This window comes from Streptosporangium sp. G11, assembly GCF_051192615.1.
GTDB lineage: Bacteria > Actinomycetota > Actinomycetes > Streptosporangiales > Streptosporangiaceae > Streptosporangium.
Genome location: NZ_JBPJUQ010000006.1, coordinates 84,989 through 107,991, shown reverse-complemented (window position 1 = coordinate 107,991; position 23,003 = coordinate 84,989). Strand labels below are relative to the sequence as shown.

The window sequence follows — 23,003 nt, the reverse complement described above, 5'->3', positions numbered from 1 at the left end:
TCACGGGTCGTCGTGGCAGCTGGTCGTTGCGGTTCGTCATTGCTTTTCTTCATCGCAGGAGGGTGCGGCGCATGCGGTTGGGCTCGCGGCTGAGCAGGCTGGACCGGCGGGTGTTCGCCATGGTGGCGGGCACGAAATTGCCCGGTCTCGAACGCGTCGTTCCCGCGCTGTCGCGCGCGGCCGACAACTCGCTTCTGTGGGCCGGGCTGGCCGGGGCGCTGGCGGTCAGCGGACGGCGACCTCTGCGCCGGGCCGCGACCAGGGGGCTGCTCGCGGTCAGCCTCGCCAGCCCGCTGGTCAACCTGGTCGGCAAGCAGGCCTTCCGCAGGAACAGGCCGTCGGCCGAGGGTCTCCCGCTCGCCCGGATGATCAAGATGCCCGCGTCGGCGTCGTTCCCCTCGGGCCACTCCGCCTCGGCCGGAGCCTTCGCCGCGGCCGTGGCCCTGGAGGCGCCCCGCGCGGTCGCGGTCCCCGTCGCGCTCCTCGCGGCGGCCGTCTGCTTCTCCCGCGTCTACACCGGCGTGCACTATCCCGGCGACGTGCTCGCCGGAGCCGGGATCGGCGTGGCGGCTGGGCTGATCACCCGGCGCATCTGGCCCGATGCCGGTGAGGCGGGGCAGGCGCGCGCCGCCCTCACGGCCCCGTCCGCGCGGCTCGACGCCGAGGGCGAGGGAGCGGTCGCCGTGGTCGACGGCTCCGCCGACGCCACCGCGGGAACGGCCGAGGCGCTGCGCGAGGCCTTTCCCCGGGCCGAGGTCGTCGAGGTCGCGCCGGGCGCCGACCTCGGGGCCGCCGTGCGGGACGCCGCCTCGCGGGCCAAGGTGCTCGCGGTGGCCGGGGGAGACACCGTCGTCAACCTGGCGGCCCAGGAGACGGCGGGCGGAGCGATCCCGCTGCTGGTCGTTCCCACGAGTGTTCACGGACAGTTCGCCCGTGCCCTCGGGGTGGAGACCCCGGACGAGGCCGTGGCGGCCTACCACAGCGGAGACCTGGTGGCCGTCGACGTCGGCGAGGTCGCGGGCCGGACGTTCGTCAACACCGCCAGCGTGGGCGTCTATCCGGCGCTGGTGGAGCGCAGGGAGCGGAGGCAGGGCCGGATCGGCAAGTGGCCCGCGCTGTTCTGGGCCATGGCCGAGGTGCTCGGCCCGGGGGGCGCGCAGCCCGTCGATCTCGTCGTGGACGGCGTACCCCGGCGCGTCTGGATGGTGTTCGTGGGCAACTGCCGCTACGAGGCGCGCGGCGGCGCCCCCACCAGGCGGCAACGCCTGGAGGACGGCCTGCTGGACATTCGCGTGCTCGCCGCCGCCGACCGGCTGCCCAGGCTGCGGGTGTTCCTCAGCCTGCTGGCGGGAAGGGTGAAGCTGTCCCGCCACTACCAGCAGTGGCAGGCCGACACGCTGCGCGTCTCCGCCCCCTCGGGACGGCTGCCGCTGGCGCGCGACGGCGAGACGTTCACGGTCACGGGCGAGGTGGAGTTCACCAAGCGCCCGCGCTCGCTCCTCGTGATCCGGCCGGCCGGCTGAGCCCCGGGCGACGTCCCGGCAGTGATCGGGACCCGCGTCGGTGGCGGCGAGCCCAGGCTCGGTGGTGGTTCTGGGAAGTGGTTCGGCGACGGTGACCGGTGCGGGGTGTTCACGATCCGTCGGCGGGGGCACCCCGGCCGTTCGGCGGGCGCCGGCGTCTCCACCGCTTCACGGCCCGGCACCACCCGGGTGCCGGGTGTCTCCGGCGATGGTCGTCCGCGCCGCTGCCGGCGGATCAGCGGCCTCCGCCGCCGCCTCCGCCGCCCCCTCCGCCATGGTGGTGGTCACGGACCCCTGCGAGCCGTACGGCGCCATGAGGCTCCGGCCTGTGTCACGCATGCCCCGGGTGACGGGAAGGGGTGGCCGCGCGTCCCCGGCCCGGGGCCTTTTCGTCGGCAAGAGGCCGCGCGCCGGCTCGGGGACCGGGGCATGGGGCACGGGAAAAAGACTTGACGCGGTCCGCGTCGCGTCGGGTACGTTTTTACGCGTCGTGATGCCGTCCGTGGGAGAGTCCGTTGAAGTTCTGAGGTTCCAGACACCGCGTCGCCCGAGCCGTTTTCCCGGCCCGGCGCGCGTCTGACCTCAGCGGACCCCGTCATCATGACGATGACGCCCTCCTGTTGGACCCCGGTTGAGCGCGTCCGCGGTGTCTCCCGTGTCCCGTCACATCTCGACACCTTGTGGGAGCCGCCCCATGTCTTTTTCGATCGTCGTCGACGGCCTGTCGTTCGCCTGGCCTGACGGCACCACCGTTCTCCACGACCTCGACGCCGCTTTTCCCGCCGGGCGCACCGGTCTGATCGGCGTCAACGGTTCGGGTAAGTCGACCCTGCTCAGGCTCATCGCGGGGGAGCTCGCCCCGATCTCCGGCTCGATCGGCGTCGCCGGGCAGGTGGGCTACCTGCCGCAGGGCCTGCCGCTCGACACCGGCCGTACCGTCGAGCGGCTGCTCGGCATCGCCGAGCGCAGGGCCGCGCTGCTCGCCATCGAGCGCGGTGAGGTCTCTGAGGAGAACTTCGCCGCCGTCGGTGACGACTGGGACGTCGAGGAACGCGCCCGCGCCGAACTCGACCGGCTCGGCCTGGCACACGTCGGCCTCGACCGTACGGTGGCGACGCTGTCGGGTGGCGAGGTCGTCATGGTCGGGCTGGCCGCGCTCTTCCTGCGCGCGCCCGACGTCCTGCTGCTGGACGAGCCGACCAACAACCTCGATCTCGACGCCCGGCGCAGGCTCTACGCCGCGGTGGAGTCGTGGCCAGGGGTACTGGTGCTCGTCAGTCACGACCGGGTCCTGCTGGAGCTGGTGGACAACGTGGCGGACCTCACCGGCGGCACCGTGCGGATGTACGGGGGGAACCTCTCCGGCTACGAGGAGATGCTCGCCGCCGAGCAGGAGGCCGCGGAGCGGATGGTCAGGGTCGCCGGTGCCGACGTGCGCCGGCAGAAACGCGAATGGGAGGAGGCCCAGGTCAAGCTGGCACGCCGGGTGCGCTACGGCAACAAGATGTACGCGCAGAAACGCGAGCCGAAAATCATCATGCAGATGCGCAAGCGGCAGGCCCAGGAGGCGGCGGGCAAGCACCGCACCATGCACGCCGGCAAGCTCGCCGAGGCCCGCGACCGGCTCTCCGAGGCCGAGGACGCCGTCCGCGACGATGCCGTGATCCGTGTCGAGCTGCCGGATACGGCCGTTCCCGCGGGGCGGACCGTGCTGACCGCCGACGGCCTGCGCACGGTGGGCGGGACGGCGCCCGTGGACCTGGTGGTCAGGGGGCCCGAGCGGATCGCCCTGATCGGCCCCAACGGCTCGGGCAAGACCACGCTCCTGCGTACCGTCATCGGGGAGCTCGAACCGGCCGAGGGCTCGGTCACGGTGTTCGTGCCCGGCGTGCGATACCTGCCGCAGCGGCTCGACCTGCTGGACGACGAGCTCAGCGTGGTCGGCAACGTCCGCCGCTTCGCGCCGTCGGCCCCGGTCAACGAGATCAGGGCCAGGCTCGCCAGGTTCCTGTTCCGTGGCGCCCGCGCCGACCGGGTGGCGGGCACCCTGTCGGGCGGCGAGAGGTTCCGTGCGGTGCTCGCCGCGCTGTTGTCGGCCGAGCCGCCGCCACAGCTCCTGCTGATGGACGAGCCGACCAACAACCTGGACCTGGCCAGCGTCCGGCAGCTCGCCCAGGCCCTGGACGCCTACCGGGGCGCGCTCGTCGTCGTCAGCCACGACCTGCCGTTCTTAGGATCGATCGGCATCACCCGGTGGTTGTCCGTGGACCGCGAGGGGGTGCTGTCAGAGATTGCCGATTCCCGGGCGCTGTTTGACGCCCAGTGATCGATCCGGAGATAGTTTGCAGGTGACTACCCCCCGTTTGCTCGCCTGTGCCGTGGTCACCCTGGTGGCCCTGACCGCCTGCACCGCCCCCCCGGGCGAGCCCGTGGTCGGTCCGGCCACCGCGGGTGGCATCGTGGGAGCGGGACAGGGTCCCGACGGCCAGACCTCGCCGTCCTCCACCGGCCCGCCCGCCGCGGTGACGCTGACGCCCGACGAATACCGGGCCGAGCTGGAGGAGGCGCGCGGCCCGGTGCGCGACGCGGTGAAGAAGCTGGCCGCGACCGGCGGGCTGAAGACCCTCGGCAAGCAGCTGCAGCGGACCTCCGGCGCGGTGGAGGGCGCGGTGACCAGGCTGTCCGCCCTGGCCCCTCCCGCCGAGGTGAAGGCCCAGCACGACAGCTACGTCGAGGCTCTGCGCCGGCTGCGGACCTCCTTCGACACCGCCCGCCAGGACACCGAGGAGCAGCGGGTGTGCACCGGCCCCGCCGTGCTGAGCGGCATGGCCAAGGCGGACCAGCTGTCCGACGTGGAAGACGTCGCCAAGACGCTGAGCGGGTATCCGGCGAGCGTCATCTCGGTCAAGGCGCCCAAGGAGCGCGCTCGCCGGCTGTCCAACGGCAGGTTCATCGCCTCCGAGGGGCGTCCGGGCCGCGCCTACCTCGAGCTGCGCAACGGCACCAGGCAGGACGCCGTCGTCGTCCTGTTGCGCGGCAAGAAGAAGGCCGTCACCGTGTACGTCCGCAAGAAGTCGAACTTCAAGATCCGGGGTGTGCGGGACGGCAGCTACAAGATCTACTACACTCTCGGCGAGGACTGGGACGCGAAGGCGCGCACCTTCACCCGGTCGTGCTCCTTCGAGCAGTTCGGCAAGTCCGTGCGGTTCAGAACCATCAACACCGCGACCCAGATCCGCTGGACCGACTGGACCATCACCCTGCACGCCGTGAGCGGCGGCACCGTGAAGCCCAAGAAGGTCAAGCCGGGCGACTTCCCCTCCTGACGCGCCGGGGGCGCCATCGGGTCGCCGAGTCGCCGGGTCCCCAACGCGAAGACCGCGACCTCGTGACGAGGTCGCGGTCTCGGTGTTCGTCGCTCGGCCGATCAGGTCGAGAAGAGCATGCCGACCCAGCTGCGCTGGCGGTGGTGGCCGTAGTGGCCGCCGTGGTGCTGCGCCCCCCAGGCGGGAGCACCGTAGCCGGGAGCACCGTGCACGGGCGGCGGCGGGGGAGGCGGCGGAGCTGCGTGGGACTGCTGCGACCACTGGCTCTCCATGCGGGTCAGCGTCTCGAGCTCGCCGTAGTCCAGGAAGATTCCGCGACAGCTCTCGCACTGGTCGATGTGGACGCCGTTGCGCTCATAGGTGCGCATGGCGCCCCGACACTTGGGGCACTGCATCTGGCTGGTCTCCTTGTTCTGGCGTGGTAACCGAGTAACCACAACCTACTGCGTGGGCACACTATGGCAGGCGCTTCGATGGCGGACAATCCTCAGGCAGGACTCGACGAGGACCTCCTCCACCTCGTCCAGCTGACGCCCCGCCCGCCCGGCGGCGGCCACCGCGGCTGCCGTGAGCTGCACGGTCATCGCCTGCGCCGGTATCTCCAGCCGTTCCCACGGGTCGCCGTCCGGCGGGACGGCGACTCCGCCTGCGGCGCGGTACGCGTCCAGGAAGCGGTGCCACACCTCGGGCTCCAGCAATCCGGCCGCGAACCAGGCGGCGGGCCTGGACAGATCCCAGGCCTGGTCGCCGATGCCCAGGTCGTCGATGTCGATGAGGATCCACTCGCCCGGCGCGCGGACCATCTGGCCCATGTGCCAGTCGCCGTGGGTCAGGCCCCCGGGAGTCGTACCGGAGGAGCCACCGGTGGCCGTACCGGAGGAGTCGCCGGGAGTCGCACCGGAGCCACCGGGAGCCGCGCCGGGGGATTTCGTGCCGGATGAGGAGAGGGAGGGCAGGCAGGTGAAGGCCCGGCGCACCGCCAGCTCGGCGGCGGAGCGGTCGCCCAGGCGGGCGACGGTCGAGGCCACCCGGGCCGGTCCCCCCGCGGCCCGCAGCGGGGGCAGCGCCCGCGCCGGGACGGCGTGCAGCCGCGCCAGCAGCCGGGCGGCGGCCTCCCAGGGCGCCGCGTCCGGATCCGCGTGGTCCACCGGCGTCCCGGCCGGCCAGACGGTGACCAGCCGGTCCCCGGCGGTCATGACCTCCTCGGTCACCGGCTCGAGCATGATGCCGCGCAACGCCGGGTGCGCGGTGGCCCGCATCCGTTCCACCAGGGGCTCCCGCTCCGCACCCGGCGCGTGCGCCTTGACCACGACGGAACCGGCCCGCACGATGATCACGTCCGGCCTGGTCGGCAGCACCGTGCCGGGCACGCCGCCGTACCGGGCGCCGATCCGGCGCAGTTCGTCGATCAGGTCCTCGCTGTCCATCCGGCAAGTGAACCACCGGTCGTCGGCTCCGCCGACCCGCGGCATAAAGTGCGAGGTATGAGGATCGGTTTCGCGGTGCCGCTGGCGGGGTCCTGGGCGACGCCGGACAACATGGCGCGGGTCGCCAGGAGGGCCGAGGATCTCGGCTACCACGGGCTGTGGACCTTCCAGCGCCTGCTCTACCCGCAGGGCCACGACATGGGCCCGACGTATCGCAGCGTGCACGACCCGGTGGTCACGCTCGCCTACCTGGCGGGCCTGACGAGCCGCGTCCGGCTGGGGGTGGCGGTGCTCAACATGCCGTTCGTCTCGCCCGCGCTGATGGCCAAGCAGCTGGCGAGCCTGCAGGCGGTCTCCGGCGGGCGGCTGGACGCCGGGCTCGGCCTGGGGTGGCTGCCCGAGGAGTTCGTCGCCTCCGGGGTGTCGTCCGAGCGGCGCGGGCGGCGCGCGGAGGAGTACGTCCCGCTGCTGCGGCGCCTGTGGACGGAGGAGGTCGTGGAGCACAGGGGCGAGTTCTACGAGGTGCCCCCGGCGCACCAGGATCCGAAACCGCCCGTCGTGCCGCCCATCCTGCTGGGTGGTTCCGCCGAGGTGGCGCTGAGGCGCGCGGGGCGGCTGGCGGACGGCTGGATCGGTTCGAGCCGCGAGGACCTCGGACGCATCGGCGAAAGGATCTCCATCGTCAAGGAGGCGGCCCGTGCCGCCGGACGCGATCCCGGGGCGCTGCGCTTCATCACCCGGGGCGTCACCCGCGTCCGCCCCCCGGGAGCGCCCGGGCGCGAACCGCTGACCGGCTCGTTCGAGGAGATCCGGCAGGACGTCGACGGGCTCGCGGCCCAGGGGGTCACCGAGGTCTTCCACGATTTCAACTTCGACCCGGAGATCGCGTCGCCCGACGCCGACCCCAAGGAGTCGATGCGCAGGGCGGAGGCGGCACTGGAGGCGCTCGCGCCCTGACCGGGCGTCGGCTCGACGCGCGGCCCGGTGCCCGGCCGGCGTCCGGCTCGGCGCCCGGTCCGGTGTCGGCTCGGCGCCCGGTCCGGTGTCGGCTCGGCGCATGGTCCGGTGTCCGGTCCGGTGTCCGGGAAGCCAGTCGGCGAACGGGCCCGGTGGGTCGCGCGGCGGACAGGAGGCCCCGCGTGGACGACCGTTCATCTCCGCGATGTCCCGATGTACGGGGCTGATGAGGCGTGACCGACCCGGCCCTGTCATCCTTGTTCCGGTACGTACCCGGCCCGAACAGGGGAGAACGGTGGACGAGCGCAAGCCGATCGAGTGCTGGCTGTCGGACATGGACGGGGTCCTCGTCCACGAGGGACACCCGGTGCCCGGTGCCGACGAGTTCATCCGCCGCCTGCGCGAGTCGGGCAAGCGGTTCCTCGTGCTGACCAACAATTCGATATACACCCCGCGCGACCTGGCCGTACGGCTGCGCGCTGCCGGTCTGGAGATCCCGCCGGAGTCGATCTGGACCTCCGCGCTGGCCACGGCCAAATTCCTGGACGGCCAGCGTCCCGGCGGCTCGGCGTACGTGGTGGGGGAGGCGGGCCTGACCACCGCCCTGCACGAGGTCGGCTACGTCCTGACCGACATCGCCCCCGACTACGTGGTCCTCGGCGAGACCCGCACCTACAGCTTCACCCAGATCACCCGGGCGATCCGGCTGATCGAGGGCGGCGCCCGGTTCATCGCGACCAACCCCGACCCGGTCGGGCCGTCGAACGAGGGGTCGCTGCCCGCCTGCGGCGCGGTCGCCGCGATGATCACCAAGGCGACCGGGGTGGAGCCCTACTTCGTGGGCAAGCCCAACCCGATGATGATGCGCAGCGCGCTGCGGGCCATCGACGGTCACAGCGAGAGCACCGCCATGATCGGTGACCGGATGGACACCGACATCGTCTCCGGCATGGAGGCCGGGCTGCACACGATCCTGGTGCTCAGCGGGGTCGTCAGCAGGGACCAGGTCGATCGCTACCCGTTCCGCCCCTCCATGGTGGTCGACTCGGTCGCCGACCTGATCGAGATGATCGACTAGGGCCCACCCGGCCGGGCGGCGGTGCCGAAAGCATCAAGGGTGGCCGAACCCGGTCGTTCCCCGTTCCCGGTTTCTCGCCAACCGGGACATTCCTGCCGTGGGCTGTCAGGTATGGGTGCCATGCTGTCGCCCATGACGAGTGTTTACCTGGAGATCGGCCCGAAGAAGGTCTTCGCCTGCTCGGTGGAGTGGCCGGGGTGGTGCCGGATCGGCCGGTCCGAGGAGGGGGCGCTCGAGGCGCTGACGGCGTACGCGCCGCGCTACCGGGTGGTCGCGGAGCGGGCCGGGCTGACCTTCGAGCCGGGGGACCCGGTGGTGGTGGAGCGGGCCAAGGGCGGCACCACCACGGACTTCGGGGCCATCGAGGCGATTCCCTCGCTCGACTCCGAGCCGGTGGACGAGACCGAGGCGGGCCGGACCGTCGCGCTGCTCGGGGCGGCCTGGGAGCTCTTCGGCGAGACCACCGCCACCTCGCCCGAGGAGTTGCGCAAGGGCCCGCGCGGCGGTGGCAGGGACCGCGACAAGATGGCCGCCCACGTCGTCGACGCCGAGCGCGCGTACGCCCGCAAGATCGGTGTCCGCCACGGGCCCATCCGCGAGCCCTCGGCCCTGGTGGCGATGCGCGCCGACCTCGTCGAGGTGCTGTCCCGGCCCTCCGACGGCCGTCCGCCGATTCCCGGCGGCTGGCCCGTCCGCTACGCCGCCCGCCGGATCGCCTGGCACGTCGTCGACCACCTGTGGGAGATGGAGGACCGCCGCTCCTGACGACCTCCCCGGCTCGTCCACGGCCGGGGCGGATTCCGCCGGACCATCGCATCGGCCGCGTTCATGGTGTGAAATAGCGCGATGTGACGGGTGTTGTGGAGAAGGGCCGGGTCCGCTCCCGCCTGCCGGAGGCGATCCCGGCGGTGGCGGCGATGCTGGTCGGGCTCTGGGGCATCACCACGCCCTCGTTCTGGCGCGACGAGTCGGTCAGCGCGCTGGCCGCCGCGATGCCCATCGGCGACCTGTGGCACCTGCTCGACAGCATCGACCGGGTGCACGCGCTCTACTATCTCCTGCTGCGGCCGGTCGCCGCGTTCTCGACCGGCGAGCTGGCCATGCGCCTGCCCTCGGTTGTCGCCACGGCCGCCGCCGCGTACGGCATCGCGGTCCTGGGCGGGAAACTCGCCGGCCGGGGGGCGGGCCTTCTCGCCGGACTGCTCTACGTCGCGCTGCCGATGGTGAGCCGGTACGCCCAGGAGGCGCGCAGCTACGCGATCGTGACGGCGGTGGCCGTCCTGGCCACCTGGGTGCTGGTCGAGGCGACGCGGCGATCGAGCCGCCGGTGGTATCTGGCCTACGGGGCCTGCCTGGTGCTGCTCGGCTGGTTCCACGTCTACGCCCTGCTCCTGGTCGTCGCGCACGTGGTGACGGTGTTGTGGTGGCGTCGCGCGTCATCGTCATCGTCATCGTCGTGGCCCCGGCCCGATGTCGCGCGGTTCGCCGGGGCGCTGGCCGTGGCCGTGGCCGGGATCGCCCCGCTCGCGCTGCTGGCGGCCGGTCAGCGCGAGACCCAGCTGTCGTGGCTGAAGCCGACGACGCTCACCGACGTCTCCTGGTTCGGGGAGCAGGTGGCGGGCAACGTGGGGGTGGCGCTGCTCCTGGTCGTCCTCATGTTCCTCGGGGTCTTCTCCGGCGGGCGGCTGACGGCGGTCGCACTGCCCTGGGCACTGCTGCCGTTCGTGTCCATGACGATCTCTCTCGTCTATCCCGTCTTCAACCCGAGGTACGTGCTCTTCGCCGTCCCCGCCATGGCGCTGCTGGCGGGAGCGGGCCTGAACGCCGTACGGCCCCGGGCACTGGGCTGGATCGGGCTGGTCCTCGTCGCGGCGCTGACCGTCCCGGCGCACCTGACGATCCGCGGGCCGGACACGCGTCCCGACAACCTGCGTGACATGGCGGCCACGCTGCTGGCCAGGCAGCGTCCCGGCGACGCCGTGCTCTACGTGCCGGAACGCAGGCGCCTGTTCGCCGCCGTGTACGAGGACGCGTACCGGAACCTGCGCGACCTCACCTACGCCCCCGGCCGGAGCACGCCGAGGACCGCCGCGCAGTTCACGGCCGCCCTGGAGGGGGTCGAGCGCGTCTGGCTGGTCACCGGCGGCAGGAAGCACAGGAGCAGGGACTTCGTGGAGGACGACGAGCGCTATCTGGCCCTCATGGCCGACCGCGATTTCACCCTGAAGTCCATCGACGACTTCGGGTATTCGTGGATCGGTCTCTACGTCCGCGAACGGCGCTGAGCCCCCCCGATCCCGGGGGTGTCCCGGGGGATCAGGCGATCAGAGCGGGCAGGCGGGTGACGGTGCCGGTGAGATAGGCGCCGAGCTCCGGGGGGACGAGGTTGATGGCGGAGATCTCGGCCGGGTCGAGCGGCAGCCGCACCACCTCGTACTCGCCACGGGCGGGATCGTCGAACTCCGGGCCGCAGCGCAGCGCGGGGTCCATGGAGACCAGGCGGCAGCCGTAGACGTGCTGGGTCTTGACCCCCTCGTCGCGCAGGCACTCCAGCGTGGTCAGCGGGGTGACGCCGGAGACGACGGCGCCCAGCTCCTCCATGACCTCGCGGTGCAGGGTGTGCTCCAGCGAGGCGTCCTCGGGCTCGACGTGGCCGCCGGGAATGGACCAGTAGAGCTCCTTGCCGGGGACCGTGCGCCGGAACACCACCAGCCGGTCGTCGTCGAGGAGGACGGCGCGGACGCTCGGTACGACAGACATGGTGCCATTGTGTCACCGCACCGGTGGCACGACCCGCATCCGGGCCGGGAGATCCGGGATTCCCGTACGGCGCGGGCGAGACCGGCCCACCGCGCGAAGAGCGGGAGGAAGACCCTAGTGGTGGTCCCTGCGCAGGCGCTTGAGGTCGGAGCGTTGCTTCTTGGCGGCGATCCGCCGCTCGACCGCGCCCCTGCTCGGCTTGGTCGGGCGCCGCTTCTTGGGCGGCGGGGCGATCGCCTCGCGCAGGATCTGGGCCAGGCGCATCTCGGCGGCCTCGCGGTTGCGCAGCTGGGAGCGGAACTCCGAGGCGGCGATGGTGATCACGCCGTTCACGAGGCGGGGGCCGAGGCGCTCGAGGGCGCGGGCCTTGAAGACGGGGCCCAGCGTCTCGGTGGCGGCCAGGTCGAAGCTGAGCTCGACCCGGCTGTCCGTGGTGTTGACCCCCTGGCCGCCGGGGCCTGAGGAGCGGGAGAACCGCCAGCCGAGCTCGGCCTCGGGGACCGAGACCGAACCGCTGATCTGGAGCGGACCGGGCATGACGGTGACTTCCTTCTCACGGGGGTGTGTGCTCCCAGGGTATCGAGGAGCCACAAGCGCGGATCAAATGGTTTTATGCCCACTTTGATACTGGTTGATGTTTTCGGGGTTGCCGTCGGAGCCACCCCGGCCTTGTGGCGCGGGGCTCCCTTCCGCCACAGTTGCTCGGGCGGCACATGTCCGCCCGGGGCGCGTGTTGTCAGACATTCGCGAAAACAGGGCATCCGAAAGCAGGAGGCGGGGGCGCATGGACACGATCGTCGGCGTTCACGGTATCGGCAAATACCGCTACTACCGCGACGCGGGTAACTCGGTCACCGGCGCCGCCGTCGCGATGCGCGACAAGTGGGACCGCTACCTGCACAAGGGCCTGACCGGCGGCAAGCCGCACGCCAAGGAGCGCTACGTCACCGAGATCGCCTACTACGCCCACCTGCTGGGCGAGAGCAAGGACGACTCCGTACGCGCGGTGCAGAGCATGGACGTCGGCGCACAGGAGGTCTTCGTCGCCTGGGCCAAGCAGCTCGACGCGGTGGGGGAGGGGCTGACCGGCGCCCTGCACCGGATGACCGGCTGGCTGCTGAACCGGCTGGAGGTCAACGCCGCCGACTTCGCCAGGTTCTTCTGCCCCGAGGTCGCCGCCTACATGGCCGCCGGGGGCGAGGCGCGCGCGAAGTCCCGGGCGGCCGTGGCCGAGGTGATCAGGCGGAACCGCCCCAAGGTGGTGATCGCGCACTCGCTGGGCAGCGTGGTGACGTACGAGACGCTCTGGGCCAACCCCGACCTGGAGGTCGACCTGCTGATCACCCTCGGCAGCCCGCTCGGCATGCGCAACGTGATCTTCGAGCGCCTGATGCCCGCCCCGGTCAACGGCTGGGGCGAGCGGCCGCGCAAGGTGAAGCGGTGGGTCAACATCGCCGACAAGGACGACATCGCGGCGATCCCGCCGGGGCTGAGGGCCTGCTTCACCGGGGTCGACCAGGAGGCCATGGTCAACCTCGACTGGCTCGACTTCCACACCGTGGAGAAATACCTGGGCTGCGGCGCCCTCAACTCCCACCTCAAGCCCTACCTGCGCTGACCCCGCCGGTCTCCCTCGCACCGCTTCCCTCGCACCGTCGCGGGCCGTCCGTCCCCGTTCGCCTTCCCCTGCGTGGTCGCGGGCCGTCCGTCCCCGTTCACCGTCCGGGGCCGTCCCGCCCGTTCCCGTTCACCGTCGAAGGCCGCCCCTTCCATTCCGCCTCCCGGTCGCCGTCACTTCCCGTGCCACGCGGTCACCGGCGGGAGGCCGGCCCTTCGCCACGATGTCGCCCGAACGTCGGCCGTTGTTCAATCACCGTGGGTAAGGCACTTGTCTGTGCAACGGCTGTTCATCTCACCTTGATTCGCAGGCCACGGCGGGGAAAGCTGGAACCGTTGCACTGATGACGTGGAGCAGAAGCCGTCACGCAGAGTGTTCCTTTCCGTCGCCGCCGCAGGTACGGGCGGCCTGTTGCTGACCGGGGCGGGGCTCGGCCCCTCCCGGACCCTCGCCCGCGACCCGTTCACCCTCGGCATCGCCTCCGGCGACCCGTCGAAGGACGGCGTCGTGCTGTGGACCAGGCTCGCCCTCGACCCGCTCGGCCTGAACGGCCGGGGCGGCATGCCGGTCAGGGACGTGGACGTCGAGTGGCAGCTCGCCACCGACGAGCGGTTCTCCAAGGTGGTCCGCAGGGGCACGGCGACCGCGCGCTGGAAGCAGGCGCACAGCGTCCACGTCGAGGTCGACGGCCTGGAACCCGGCCGGGAGTATTTCTACCGCTTCCGCACCGAGGGCCATCTGTCGCCGACCGGCCGCACCCGTACGGCCCCGTCCGCCGGGTCCGCCGCGTCCTCGTCGTCCCCGCTGACCTTCGCCATCGCCGCCTGCGCGCACTACGAGCACGGCTTCTACACGGCCTACCGGAGGCTGGCCGAGCAGGAGCCCGAGCTGGTCGTGCACCTGGGCGACTACATGTACGAGTACGGCCCCCAGGGGTACACGGCGCTGGGCGGGAGCGTCAGGCAGCACACCTGGGGCAAGTGCGCCACGCTGGCCGACTACCGGATGCGCCACGCGCAGTACAAGAGCGACACCGACCTGCAGGCGGCGCACGCGGTCGCGCCGTGGCTGGTGGCCTTCGACGACCACGAGATCGAGAACAACTGGGCGGGGGACGTCTCCAGCTCCGGCGCCCCGGCCTTCGCCCGGCGCAGGGCCAACGCCTTCCAGGCGTACTACGAGAACATGCCGCTGCGCAGGACGAGCGTGCCCGGAGGGGCGTCGATGCGGGTCCACCGCCGGGTGGACTGGGGGCCGCTGGCCCGTTTCCACCTGCTCGACACCCGGCAGTTCCGCGACGACCAGGCGTGCGAGGACGGGCTCAGGTCCGGCTGCGACGACCGGCTCGCGACCGGCCGTACCCTGCTCGGCGAGGACCAGCGGCGCTGGCTGCTGGACGGCCTCGCGAGCTCGGGCGCCCGCTGGAACCTGGTCGGCCAGCAGATCCTGATGGCCCAGCGCGACTCCAAGGTCGGGCCGGGAACCGAGGTCAACATGGACTCCTGGGACGGCTACGCCGCCGAGCGCACCCGCCTGCTGACCGGTTTCCGCGACTCGGGCGCGTCCAACCCGGTCGTGCTGACCGGCGACGCGCACATGCACCACGCGGCGGACCTCAGGCTCGACTTCGACGACCCCGACTCGCCCCGCGTGGCGGTGGAGCTCGTCACCTCCTCGATCGCCAGCGACGGCGACGGCTACCGGGACGAGGGCAGGATCGCCGAGACGGTCGCGGAGAACCCGCACATCTCCTACCTGGACCAGCGGCGCGGCTACATCGTCTGCCGGCTCACCCCGGAGGCGTTGCAGGCGGACTTCCGCACGCTCGACTACATCAGCAGGCGCGGCGCCCCCGCGAAGACCGGCGCGCGGTTCACCGTGCCGTCAGGACAGGCGGCACTGACCTGAAACGTGAGAGGAATTCTGGAAAATTTATTGGATGATGCCGCTTATGAGTCCCCTCACCATGAGGCTCACCGCCACGGCTCTCGCCGCGGCGCTGGGCGGCACCCTCCTCTTCCCGACCCCCGCGACGGCCGCCGGATCCGCCTTACCCGCCGCACCCGCGGTCTCGTCCGCCGCCGCGGCGCCCTCCGACTTCGGGTACGTGATCACCTTCCCCAAACACGTCCGCCGGGGCGGATCCCTCGTCTACTCCGTCAAGGTCCGCAACAGGAAGGCCAAGGGCCAGCACTATGTGGCGCTCATCGGGGACTTCTCGAAACGCTTCCGCAAGATCAGGGTGATCTCCAAGCCGCGCAGCGTCAAATGCTCCGTCAAGGGCCGTGACCTGTCGTGCTGGATCACCTCCCTCGACAGGGGTGACTCGACGACCGTGCGGATCCGCGCCTGGGCCGGCTCGCGCCGGGGCACCGCCACCGCCGCGTTCGGCGTGATCGCCACGTCCGACGCGGACGCCGACATCCGCAAGCTCCGCAAGGAGATCGGCCGCAAGATCAAGGCCAGCACGCGCATCCGCTGAGCCCTGTCCCGCCCCCTGTCCCGTCCCGCCTCCGGTCCCGGGTGCCGGGGATCAGATCCCGGCCCGGTTCCGGGGGCGCGGAGAGACACCGTTCGGCTTCGAGGCCGGGCTCGCCTGCAGGAGATCCTCGATCACGAGGGTGGCGGCGCCCAGCGCGACCGAGTCGACGCCGAGGCGCCCCAGGCCGATGGAGACCGTCTTGTACGGCTGCGCCAGGCAGTTGTCCGCGGCGACCTTCCTGATCCTCGTCAGCAGGTGCTCGCCGAGCAGCACGCCTGCCCAGCCGCCGATGATGATCCGCTCGGGGTTGAACAGGTTGATCAGATTGGCCAGCCCGACGCCCAGGTAGGTGACGGTCTCGTCGATGACCGGGGAGCCCGAGGCGACCAGCGCGGCCAGCGCGGCCTGCTCGTCGACGGTCTCCGTCCAGACCCCGGCCCGCTCCAGGATGCCCCTGGCGCCCACGTACGCCTCCAGGCAGCCCCGTCCGCCGCAGCGGCACCTGTGCCCGCCGACCATGATCTTCGTGTGGCCCCACTCGCCTGCGCTGCTGTTGGCCCCCAGGTAGGTGGCTCCGTCGGTGATGATGCTCGCCCCGACTCCCGAGCCGATCAGCACCACCACGGCGTGCCTGGCCATGCGCCCGACGCCGAACCACAGCTCGGCCTGCCCCATCGACTTGGCGCCGTTGTCCACGAAGAGCGGCAGGCCGGTGCCCGCCCGCAGCAGCCTGCCGAGCGGGACCGCGTCCCACCCGAAGGTCGGGGCGTGGATCAGGGCGTCGGACCCCATCTCGACGACCCCGGGAACGCCCACCCCCACGCCGAGCACCCGCTCCTCGGGCACGCCGCTCTCGCCGAGGACCGCGTCGATGCCCGCGAGGATGTGGCGGACGACCAGGTCGACGTCGTGCCCGGCGGGGCGCAGCGCGTACTCGGCTCTGGCCTGCCGGTTCATGTCCAGGTCGAAGAGTTCGACGCGCACGTGCGTCTCGCCGACGTCGACGCCGACGGCGTAGCCGTGGGTGGTGTTGACCCGCAGCAGCACGCGGGGCCTGCCCCCGTCGGAGTCCGCCAGACCGGCCTCGACGATGATCCCGCTCGCGAGCAGGTCTCCCGTCACGTTGCTCACGGTGGCGGGGCTGAGCCCGATGGTCTCGCTGAGCTCCTGGCGGCTGGCGGGCCCCTCGAAGTAGAGGGCGCGCAACACGATCGCCCGATTACCCCGGCGCAGATCGCGGACGGTCCTCTGCTGTGCGTCGAACATGCTCATCATCTTAGGTAGCGACGTGAAATAAGCGGCTCACAATCTCCTTCCACCACCGGCGGAAGAAGATTGTGAGCCGCGAATTAAAAAGGCGAATCAGTGGAAACGGGCTTCTACCGCTGGGAGGACGGGCTCGCGAAGGTGTAGCCGAAGAGGGTGTCCTTGGGAGCGCTGGACAGGGTCCTCGCCGTCGACGGGCGGATGCCCGGGTAGGAGCCCTTCCGCACGGTCCCGCGCAGCAGGGTGAGCCTGCCGCTTCCCGGGGCGGCGACGACCAGGCCGCGGCCCGCGACCGTGGCCAGGGCCCCGCCGAAGTCGCCGCCCTCACCGGTGACCAGCAGGTTGTGATTCTTGGTGAGACCGCCGGAGCGGGTTCCGGCGAGCACCTGGACGGCGTTCTCGCCCGGCACCCCGATCGCCAGCTCGTCGTCGCCGTCGCCGTTGAGGTCCCCGGCCGCCAGGGCGGCGCCGAAGCGGTCGAAGTAGCGCGGCTCCCCCTTCAGGGAGCGCTGCGACCAGGCCTCGGAGACCGCCGTGCGCAGCCCCGAGCGGGAGCCGTAGACGACGTGCACGGTGCCGTCGCCGTAGTCCATCGCCCGCTGGTTATCGCTGAGCCCCTCGCCCGGCACGCCGATCGCCAGGTCGTCGCGGCCGTCGGCGTTGAAGTCACCGGTGGCCAGGGAGGTGCCGAAGAAGTCCCAGACCTCGGCGAGGCCGCTGATCCAGGGGCTGTCCTGGGTGAGCATGGTCGCCCCGCGGCGCCGGGCGTCGAGGACGGTGACCGAGCCCTGGCCGTTCTTCAGCACCGTGTCCGCGGGCGCGCCCACGGCGATCTCGGCCCGGCCGTTCCCGTCGAAGTCCCCGGTGGCGAGCACCGCGCCGAACTGGTCGGTCTTCCGCTCGCGCTGCCCCACCCAGCCGGTCTCCTGCGTGATCATGTACGGCCTGCGTCCCTTGAGCCCGTACACCCCGACCGCGCCGCCGCCCAGCCCGGGGGCGCCGATCACCAGCTCGTCGTCGCCGTCGCCGTCCAGGTCCCCCGCCGCGAGCGCGGCCCCGAACCGGCCGGGCGCGCGTTTGCGGCCCAGGTCCCCGGAGTCGAGCACCTTGCCGGGCCGCAGGCCGCCGGGCGAGCCGCGGAAGAGCTGCACGACGCCGTCGCCGTCCTCGCCGGGCCGGGAGCGGTCCTCCTCGGAGACGCCCACGGCCAGGTCGGCGCAGCGGTCGCCGTCGAAGTCGCCGGTCGCCAGCGCCGAGCCGAACGAGTCCCCGGTCTCGCTCTCGCCGGGCACCCCCGGCCCGTCCTGGGTCAGTTTCTCCGCGGTGCGCATGCCGTACAGGACGGTGACCGATCCCGCGCGGGCGTGGTCGCCGGTGCGGGTGTAGGGCGCGGCGACCGCGAGATCGGCCCGCCCGTCGCCGTCGAAGTCGGAGGGTACGCCGGAGCAGGCGGCGGCCGACACCGTATCTCCGGAGACGGCCGAGACCGGCGAGGCGGGGACCAGCAGGGAGGCGAGGACTGCGGAGACGAGGAGCGCGGCTCTCATACATGTGATGGTTTCCGGTGATTCGGACACGCGGCCCACCGGGACATGAAATTCATGTGGCCGGTACGCGTAAAGAACATGCCAGGATTGGCGGCATGGAAATCGACCTGGCCGACCTGGGATTCTGGCGGCGGCCGCTCAAGGAGCGGCATGAGGCGTTCGCGCGGCTTCGGGATCTCGACAAGCCGGTGTTCTTCGAGGAGAAGCGGGTGCCCCTGCTCCGCTCGGGCAAGGGTTTCTACGCGCTGGTCCGGCACGCCGACGTGGTGGAGGCCAGCCGCAACGCCAAGGTGTTCTCCAGCGAGCCCGGCGTGACCAGCCCGGAGCCGCCCGGCTGGGTCAAGCACGTGTTCGGCGAGTCCATGGTCAACATGGACGACCCCCGGCACGCCCGGCTCCGCCGCATCGTCTCCCGCGCGTTCAGCCCGAAGATGCTGGGCAACCTGCAGGGCGACATCGACGCCGCGTGCGCGCGGATCGTCGACGACGTGAAGGCCTCCGGCCCCGGCGACTTCGTCGGCCAGGTGGCCGCCAAGCTGCCCATCCACGTCATCTGCGACATGATGGGCGTCCCCGACGACGTGCGGGCCAGGGTCCACCAGCACGTCGACGTCTCCACCGCCTACTCCGGCGTGCGGCCCAGCCTGGCGCACACCGTCAGGATGGCCGCCCAGAACACGCTCGCGCTGCTCGCCCTGCAGCGCCTGGTGATCAACCTGGGCAAGGAGCGCGCGCAGACGCCGCGGGGCGACCTCGTCTCGGCGCTTGTCACCGCCAACGTCGACGGCGAGAGGCTGACCGACCGCGAGCTGGGATCGTTCTTCACGCTGCTGCTCGTGGCGGGCAACGAGACGGCCCGCAACACCATGGCGCACGGCATCAAGCTGCTGACCGACAACCCCGAGCAGCGGCGCCTGCTGGCCGGCGACTTCGACGCGCACATCGGCGGCGCGATCGAGGAGATGGTCCGCTACGTCTCGCCCATCATGCAGTTCCGCCGCACCGTCACCGAAGACTACGATCTGCGCGGCCTGCGGCTGAAGGCGGGCGACAAGGTCGTGCTCTTCTACGGTTCGGCCAACCGCGACGAGACGGTCTTCCCCGACGCCGACCGGTTCGACATCACCCGCGACACCAAGCCCCACGTGGGCTTCGGCGGTCCCGGGCCGCACTTCTGCCTGGGCGCCAACCTCGCCAGGCAGGAGATCAAGGCGATGTTCCGCGCGCTGTTCACCCGGCTGCCGGAGATCCGCTCGGTCGGCGAGCCGGAGCTGCTGGTGTCCAACTTCGACAACAGCGTCCGCAGCCAGGCGTTCACCTTCTGACGGCGTCGCTCACTTTCCCGGCTGGGGGACCGTCACCGGGCAGCCCAGCTTCGGCTCCGCCCGGATAAGGACGTTCTCCCGGATGGTGAGGAAGGTGAGCAGCGCCGCGACGCCCAGCATCGCCGCGCTGACCAGCATCGTCGTGTGAAACCCGGTGGTGAAGATCTCGGGGGAGTCGAAGGCGTCGCCGGTCAGCCCGGCCAGCGGGGGGATCGCGGCCACCGCGAGCAGCCCGCCGGTCCTGGCGACGGCGTTGTTGACGCCGCTGGCCACCCCCGCGTGGCGCTCTGCGGCGGTGGCCAGCACCGTCGCGGTGAGCGGCGCGACGGCCGCCGACAGGCCCAGCCCGAACAGGGTCGACGGGAGCAGCACGTCCACCACGTACGACGAGCCGGGGCCGATCCGCGACATCAGCAGCAGGGCCCCGGCGCAGACCAGGATGCCGGCCGTCATCGGCAGCCGGGGCCCGAAGCGCTTGGCCAGCTCGCCCGCGCGCGACGACAGCAGCAGCATCAGGATCGTCACCGGGATCATCGCGGTCCCGGCCACCCTCGGGGAGAAGCCCGCCGACACCTGCAGCTGGACGACCAGGAGGAAGAACACCACGCCCATCGCGGCGTACATGATGAAGGTGACGACGTTGACCGCGGTGAACACTCTGGACGCGAAGACGTCGACCGGTACGAGCGCCTCGGGCGAGCGCCTGATCTCCAGCCGGACGAAGGCCGCGCCCAGCAGCACGCCCACCGCGATCGGGACGATCTCCAGGTCGATCAGGCCGTAGGTGATCCCGGCCAGCGCCAGCGCCGCCAGCACCGCGCCGAGGACGTCGAACCGGCCGGTGGCCCCGGGGTTCCTGCTCTCCGGGACGTGCCGTACGGCGACCACCACGACGAGCGCCGCCAGCGGCAGGTTGATCAGGAAGACCCAGCGCCATCCGGCCGTCTCCACCAGCCACCCGCCGAGCAGCGGGCCGACGGCCGCGGCCACTCCGCCCAGGCCCGACCACGCCCCGATCGCCCTGGGCCGGTCCTCGCGGTCGAAGGACGCCTGGATGATGGCCAGGGACCCCGGGGTGAGCAGCGCCCCGCCGACGCCCTGCAGGGCGCGGGCCGCGATCAGTGTCTCCACGTTGGGCGCCAGGCCGCACAGGGCCGACGCGACGGCGAACCAGACGACGCCGACCAGGAAGATCCTGCGCCTGCCGTACCGGTCGCCGAGCGAGCCGCCCAGCAGGATCAGGCCCGCCAGGGTGAGGGCGTACGCGTTGACCGTCCACTGCAGGCCGGCCATGTCGGCGCCGAGGTCGTCGGCGAGGGCCGGCAGGGCCACGTTGACGACCGTGCCGTCCAGCAGGGCCATGCCGGAGCCGAGCACGGTGGTGAGAAGGACCCAGCGACCCTTCGAGGAGGTGAAGCGGATGTGGCCGTTTTCCATGCCGCTCATCATCGCCGACCCCACATGCTGCTTTGACCGGCGCGGGGGCTTTCGGAGGTGTTTTCGGGAGTGGCCGGGGAAGGGGCGTGCGCCTCTGGTAGGACGGTCCTTTCACAGTCGAGCCTTACGGGGAGCCTCCGATGGACTACACCGAGTTCAACGACGACGTCGACGGTCTCTACCGCGGAGACTACGCGGGCCTGCCCATCGTGAGCCTGCGCCCCCCGGGCGCCCCCCATCCCCCGGCCGGTGAGGCGGCGTGGCGTGTCTCTGTCCGCGTCTACGACGCCAAGGAGACCTTCGAGGAACACTTCGCGCGCTTCACCGAGACCGTCGACACCACCGGGGTCAGGGCGCTCATCGTCGGAGGCTGGGGCGAGGCCTTCGAGAAGGACGCGTCGGGTCCCGTCCGGCTGCTGGCGGAGAACGCGGAGCGTTTTCCCGCCCTGCGCTCGCTCTTCTTCGCCGCGATGCCGCAGGAGGAGTGCGAGATCTCCTGGATCCAGCAGAGCGACGTCACGCCGCTGCTGGAGTCCTTCCCGCTGCTGGAGCGGCTGGAGGTCCGGGGCGGGACGGGCCTGGAGCTGCGGCCGGTCGGGCACGAGCACCTCAGGGTGCTGCGCTTCGAGGCGGGCGGGCTGCCCGCCTCCGTGGTCAGGTCGGTCGGCATGAGCGAGCTCCCCGCCCTCGAATACCTGGAGGCCTGGCTCGGCACGAGCGAGTACGGCGGCGAGACCACCGCGGCCGACCTGGAGAACATCCTGTCCGGTGAGCGGCTGCCCGCCCTCAAACACCTGGGGCTGCAGAACAGCGAGATCCAGGACGAGGTCGCCGGTCTCGTCGCCTCCGCCCCCGTGGTGGCCCGGCTGGAGTCGCTGGCCCAGTCGATGGGCGTGCTCACCGACGAGGGCGCCGAGGCCCTGCTGTCGGGGCGGCCCCTGACCCACCTCGAACGCCTGGACCTGCACCACCACTACCTGACCGACGCCATGGTCGAGCGCCTCACCGCGGCGTTCTCCGGCTCCGGTGTCCAGCTCGACGTGTCCGACCAGAAGGAGCCCGACGGCGACCGGCGCTACGTCGCGGTCGCCGAGTGACCGCGATCGCCGTCGTCGGCACGCCGGGCGACCGGCGGGTGACCATGTTCGCCGACGCCTGCGCCCGCCGGGGACTCAAGGAGCCCCCGGTCGTGCCCTGGACGTCCGTGCTGCGCGGCGAGGAGATCGGGATCGGGCCGGAGACGCTCGTACGGATCGACTCGCCGGGGGAGGACGCCGAGGCGGACGCGCTGCTGCGCGGCCCCGGCGCGCCGTCCAGGGTCGGCGGCGGCGCCCGCTGGCACGCCGGGTTCGTCGCCGGGGCCGCCCGGGTCCGCCGGGCCGTGGCCGCGGCGCCGGGAGCCGTGCTGCTCGCCGACGTCGAGGACGTCGCGGTGATGTTCGACAAGCGGCGCTGCCACGCCAGGCTGTCGGCGGCCGGGGTGCCGGTGCCACCGGCCCTCGCCGGGCCGGTCGGCGGCTACGCCGAGCTGCGCGAGCGGATGGGCGAGGCCCGCTGGGGCCGGGTGTTCGTCAAACCGGCCCATGGCTCGTCGGCCTCCGGGATCATCGCCCTGCACGCGTCGGGCCGCCGGGTCCGGGCGGTGACCTCGGCGGAGCTGACCTCCGGTGAGCTGCACAACTCCCTGCGGATCAGGTGTTACGAGGACGAGCCCGACGTGGCGCTGATCGTCGGCCTGCTGGCCCCCGACGGCCTCCACGTCGAGCGCTGGTTTCCCAAGGCGAGCCTCGGCGGGCGGGCGATCGACCTGAGGGTGGTCGTCGTGGACGGCACGCCCACCCACGCGGTCGTCCGCGCGGGCCGGGGCCCCGTGACCAACCTTCACCTCGGCGGCGTGCGGGGTGATCTGGGCGCCGTCACGGCAGCCCTCGGCCCCCGGGGGTGGGCGCGGGCCCTGGAGATCTGCGCGCGGGCGGCGGCCTGCTTCCCCGGGAGCCTGGCCGTCGGGGTGGACCTGATGATCGGGGTCGACTGGCGGGAGTTCGCGGTGGCCGAGGTCAACGCGTTCGGAGACCTGCTTCCCCGGCTGGAGGGCCTGCCGGGCGGCGGGGCCGAGGGTCTCGGCACCTACGACGCCCAGGTCCGGGCGATCCTCGCCCGGTACGCCCCGGCGAGCCCCGGCATGTCCCGGTGAGATCCGGTACGCCCTGGCGAGAGCAGGTGCGCCCCGGCCGGACACCGGTGCGCCCCGGCCGGG

The 23,003-nt window shown here is 72.1% G+C and carries 21 protein-coding genes; 13 read left to right on the top strand and 8 right to left on the bottom strand.

Annotation, left to right across the window (positions count from 1 at the left end):
• Positions 1–71 precede the first annotated feature (71 nt).
• Complete coding sequence (locus ACSDR0_RS08675; protein ID WP_435288233.1) at positions 72–1,523, top strand: bifunctional phosphatase PAP2/diacylglycerol kinase family protein; 1,452 nt, start codon at positions 72–74, stop codon at positions 1,521–1,523.
• A 168-nt stretch (positions 1,524–1,691) separates the two neighbouring features.
• Here the strand turns inward: ACSDR0_RS08675 and ACSDR0_RS08670 are convergent, their stop codons facing one another.
• Positions 1,692–1,862 carry a hypothetical protein gene (locus ACSDR0_RS08670; RefSeq protein ID WP_435288232.1) on the bottom strand — a complete coding sequence of 57 codons (171 nt, stop codon included), beginning with the start codon at positions 1,860–1,862 and terminating at the stop codon, positions 1,692–1,694.
• A gap of 355 nt (positions 1,863–2,217) precedes the next feature.
• On the opposite strand from ACSDR0_RS08670, the gene ACSDR0_RS08665 reads away from it, so the two are divergent.
• The gene (locus tag ACSDR0_RS08665) at positions 2,218–3,849 is read left to right on the top strand and encodes an ABC-F family ATP-binding cassette domain-containing protein (RefSeq protein ID WP_435288231.1); all 1,632 of its coding nucleotides are present in this window, start codon (positions 2,218–2,220) and stop codon (positions 3,847–3,849) included.
• A 22-nt stretch (positions 3,850–3,871) separates the two neighbouring features.
• A complete protein-coding gene (locus tag ACSDR0_RS08660; protein WP_435288230.1) occupies positions 3,872–4,849 on the top strand; it encodes a hypothetical protein in 978 nt (325 codons plus the stop codon).
• A gap of 101 nt (positions 4,850–4,950) precedes the next feature.
• Here the strand turns inward: ACSDR0_RS08660 and ACSDR0_RS08655 are convergent, their stop codons facing one another.
• The gene (locus ACSDR0_RS08655) at positions 4,951–5,244 is read right to left on the bottom strand and encodes a zf-TFIIB domain-containing protein (RefSeq protein WP_362683315.1); all 294 of its coding nucleotides are present in this window, start codon (positions 5,242–5,244) and stop codon (positions 4,951–4,953) included.
• Positions 5,245–5,289: 45 nt separating this feature from the next.
• Positions 5,290–6,276 carry a phosphotransferase family protein gene (locus ACSDR0_RS08650; protein ID WP_435288229.1) on the bottom strand — a complete coding sequence of 329 codons (987 nt, stop codon included), beginning with the start codon at positions 6,274–6,276 and terminating at the stop codon, positions 5,290–5,292.
• Positions 6,277–6,333: 57 nt separating this feature from the next.
• Between ACSDR0_RS08650 and ACSDR0_RS08645 the strand changes: the two genes are divergently transcribed.
• The 4 genes from ACSDR0_RS08645 to ACSDR0_RS08630 all read left to right on the top strand — a co-directional run bounded on the left by ACSDR0_RS08645 (position 6,334) and on the right by ACSDR0_RS08630 (position 10,596).
• Complete coding sequence (locus tag ACSDR0_RS08645) at positions 6,334–7,233, top strand: TIGR03619 family F420-dependent LLM class oxidoreductase (protein ID WP_435288228.1); 900 nt, start codon at positions 6,334–6,336, stop codon at positions 7,231–7,233.
• 295 nt (positions 7,234–7,528) lie between these two features.
• The gene (locus ACSDR0_RS08640) at positions 7,529–8,311 is read left to right on the top strand and encodes an HAD-IIA family hydrolase (protein ID WP_435288227.1); all 783 of its coding nucleotides are present in this window, start codon (positions 7,529–7,531) and stop codon (positions 8,309–8,311) included.
• 132 nt (positions 8,312–8,443) lie between these two features.
• Positions 8,444–9,076 (top strand): hypothetical protein, encoded by a 633-nt coding sequence (locus ACSDR0_RS08635; RefSeq protein ID WP_435288226.1) that lies wholly within the window; start codon positions 8,444–8,446, stop codon positions 9,074–9,076.
• Positions 9,077–9,159: 83 nt separating this feature from the next.
• Positions 9,160–10,596 (top strand): glycosyltransferase family 39 protein, encoded by a 1,437-nt coding sequence (locus ACSDR0_RS08630; RefSeq protein WP_435288225.1) that lies wholly within the window; start codon positions 9,160–9,162, stop codon positions 10,594–10,596.
• Between the two features lie 31 nt (positions 10,597–10,627).
• Here ACSDR0_RS08630 and ACSDR0_RS08625 read toward each other — a convergent pair whose 3' ends face one another.
• Both ACSDR0_RS08625 and arfB read right to left on the bottom strand, forming a co-directional pair.
• On the bottom strand, positions 10,628–11,071 hold the full coding sequence (locus ACSDR0_RS08625) for an NUDIX hydrolase (protein WP_435288224.1): 444 nt from the start codon (positions 11,069–11,071) through the stop codon (positions 10,628–10,630).
• 114 nt (positions 11,072–11,185) lie between these two features.
• Positions 11,186–11,608, bottom strand: coding sequence for an alternative ribosome rescue aminoacyl-tRNA hydrolase ArfB (gene arfB, locus ACSDR0_RS08620; protein ID WP_362683289.1), 423 nt, complete (start codon positions 11,606–11,608; stop codon positions 11,186–11,188).
• A 247-nt stretch (positions 11,609–11,855) separates the two neighbouring features.
• On the opposite strand from arfB, the gene ACSDR0_RS08615 reads away from it, so the two are divergent.
• The 3 genes from ACSDR0_RS08615 to ACSDR0_RS08605 all read left to right on the top strand — a co-directional run bounded on the left by ACSDR0_RS08615 (position 11,856) and on the right by ACSDR0_RS08605 (position 15,171).
• Positions 11,856–12,689, top strand: a complete 834-nt coding sequence (locus tag ACSDR0_RS08615; protein WP_435288223.1) for a hypothetical protein — start codon at positions 11,856–11,858, stop codon at positions 12,687–12,689.
• Between the two features lie 348 nt (positions 12,690–13,037).
• On the top strand, positions 13,038–14,597 hold the full coding sequence (locus ACSDR0_RS08610; protein WP_435288222.1) for an alkaline phosphatase D family protein: 1,560 nt from the start codon (positions 13,038–13,040) through the stop codon (positions 14,595–14,597).
• A 43-nt stretch (positions 14,598–14,640) separates the two neighbouring features.
• Positions 14,641–15,171: a hypothetical protein gene (locus ACSDR0_RS08605; RefSeq protein WP_435288221.1), complete on the top strand. Its 531-nt coding sequence runs from the start codon at positions 14,641–14,643 to the stop codon at positions 15,169–15,171.
• Between the two features lie 51 nt (positions 15,172–15,222).
• On the opposite strand, the gene ACSDR0_RS08600 is transcribed toward ACSDR0_RS08605, so the two are convergent.
• Both ACSDR0_RS08600 and ACSDR0_RS08595 read right to left on the bottom strand, forming a co-directional pair.
• Entirely contained in the window at positions 15,223–16,437 is a 1,215-nt protein-coding gene (locus ACSDR0_RS08600; RefSeq protein WP_435288220.1) for an ROK family protein, read from the bottom strand.
• A gap of 113 nt (positions 16,438–16,550) precedes the next feature.
• Positions 16,551–17,984, bottom strand: a complete 1,434-nt coding sequence (locus tag ACSDR0_RS08595) for an FG-GAP repeat protein (RefSeq protein ID WP_435288219.1) — start codon at positions 17,982–17,984, stop codon at positions 16,551–16,553.
• Positions 17,985–18,079: 95 nt separating this feature from the next.
• Here ACSDR0_RS08595 and ACSDR0_RS08590 point away from each other — a divergent pair, with 95 nt between their 5' ends.
• Complete coding sequence (locus tag ACSDR0_RS08590; RefSeq protein ID WP_435288218.1) at positions 18,080–19,309, top strand: cytochrome P450; 1,230 nt, start codon at positions 18,080–18,082, stop codon at positions 19,307–19,309.
• Positions 19,310–19,318: 9 nt separating this feature from the next.
• Here ACSDR0_RS08590 and ACSDR0_RS08585 read toward each other — a convergent pair whose 3' ends face one another.
• Positions 19,319–20,746, bottom strand: coding sequence for an MFS transporter (locus ACSDR0_RS08585; protein WP_435288217.1), 1,428 nt, complete (start codon positions 20,744–20,746; stop codon positions 19,319–19,321).
• A 140-nt stretch (positions 20,747–20,886) separates the two neighbouring features.
• On the opposite strand from ACSDR0_RS08585, the gene ACSDR0_RS08580 reads away from it, so the two are divergent.
• Together ACSDR0_RS08580 and ACSDR0_RS08575 are read left to right on the top strand one after the other, a co-directional pair.
• Entirely contained in the window at positions 20,887–21,843 is a 957-nt protein-coding gene (locus tag ACSDR0_RS08580) for an STM4015 family protein (RefSeq protein WP_435288216.1), read from the top strand.
• Positions 21,840–22,940: an STM4014 family protein gene (locus tag ACSDR0_RS08575; protein ID WP_435288215.1), complete on the top strand. Its 1,101-nt coding sequence runs from the start codon at positions 21,840–21,842 to the stop codon at positions 22,938–22,940. The genes ACSDR0_RS08580 and ACSDR0_RS08575 overlap by 4 nt, the downstream gene beginning before the upstream one ends.
• Positions 22,941–23,003: the final 63 nt, after the last annotated feature.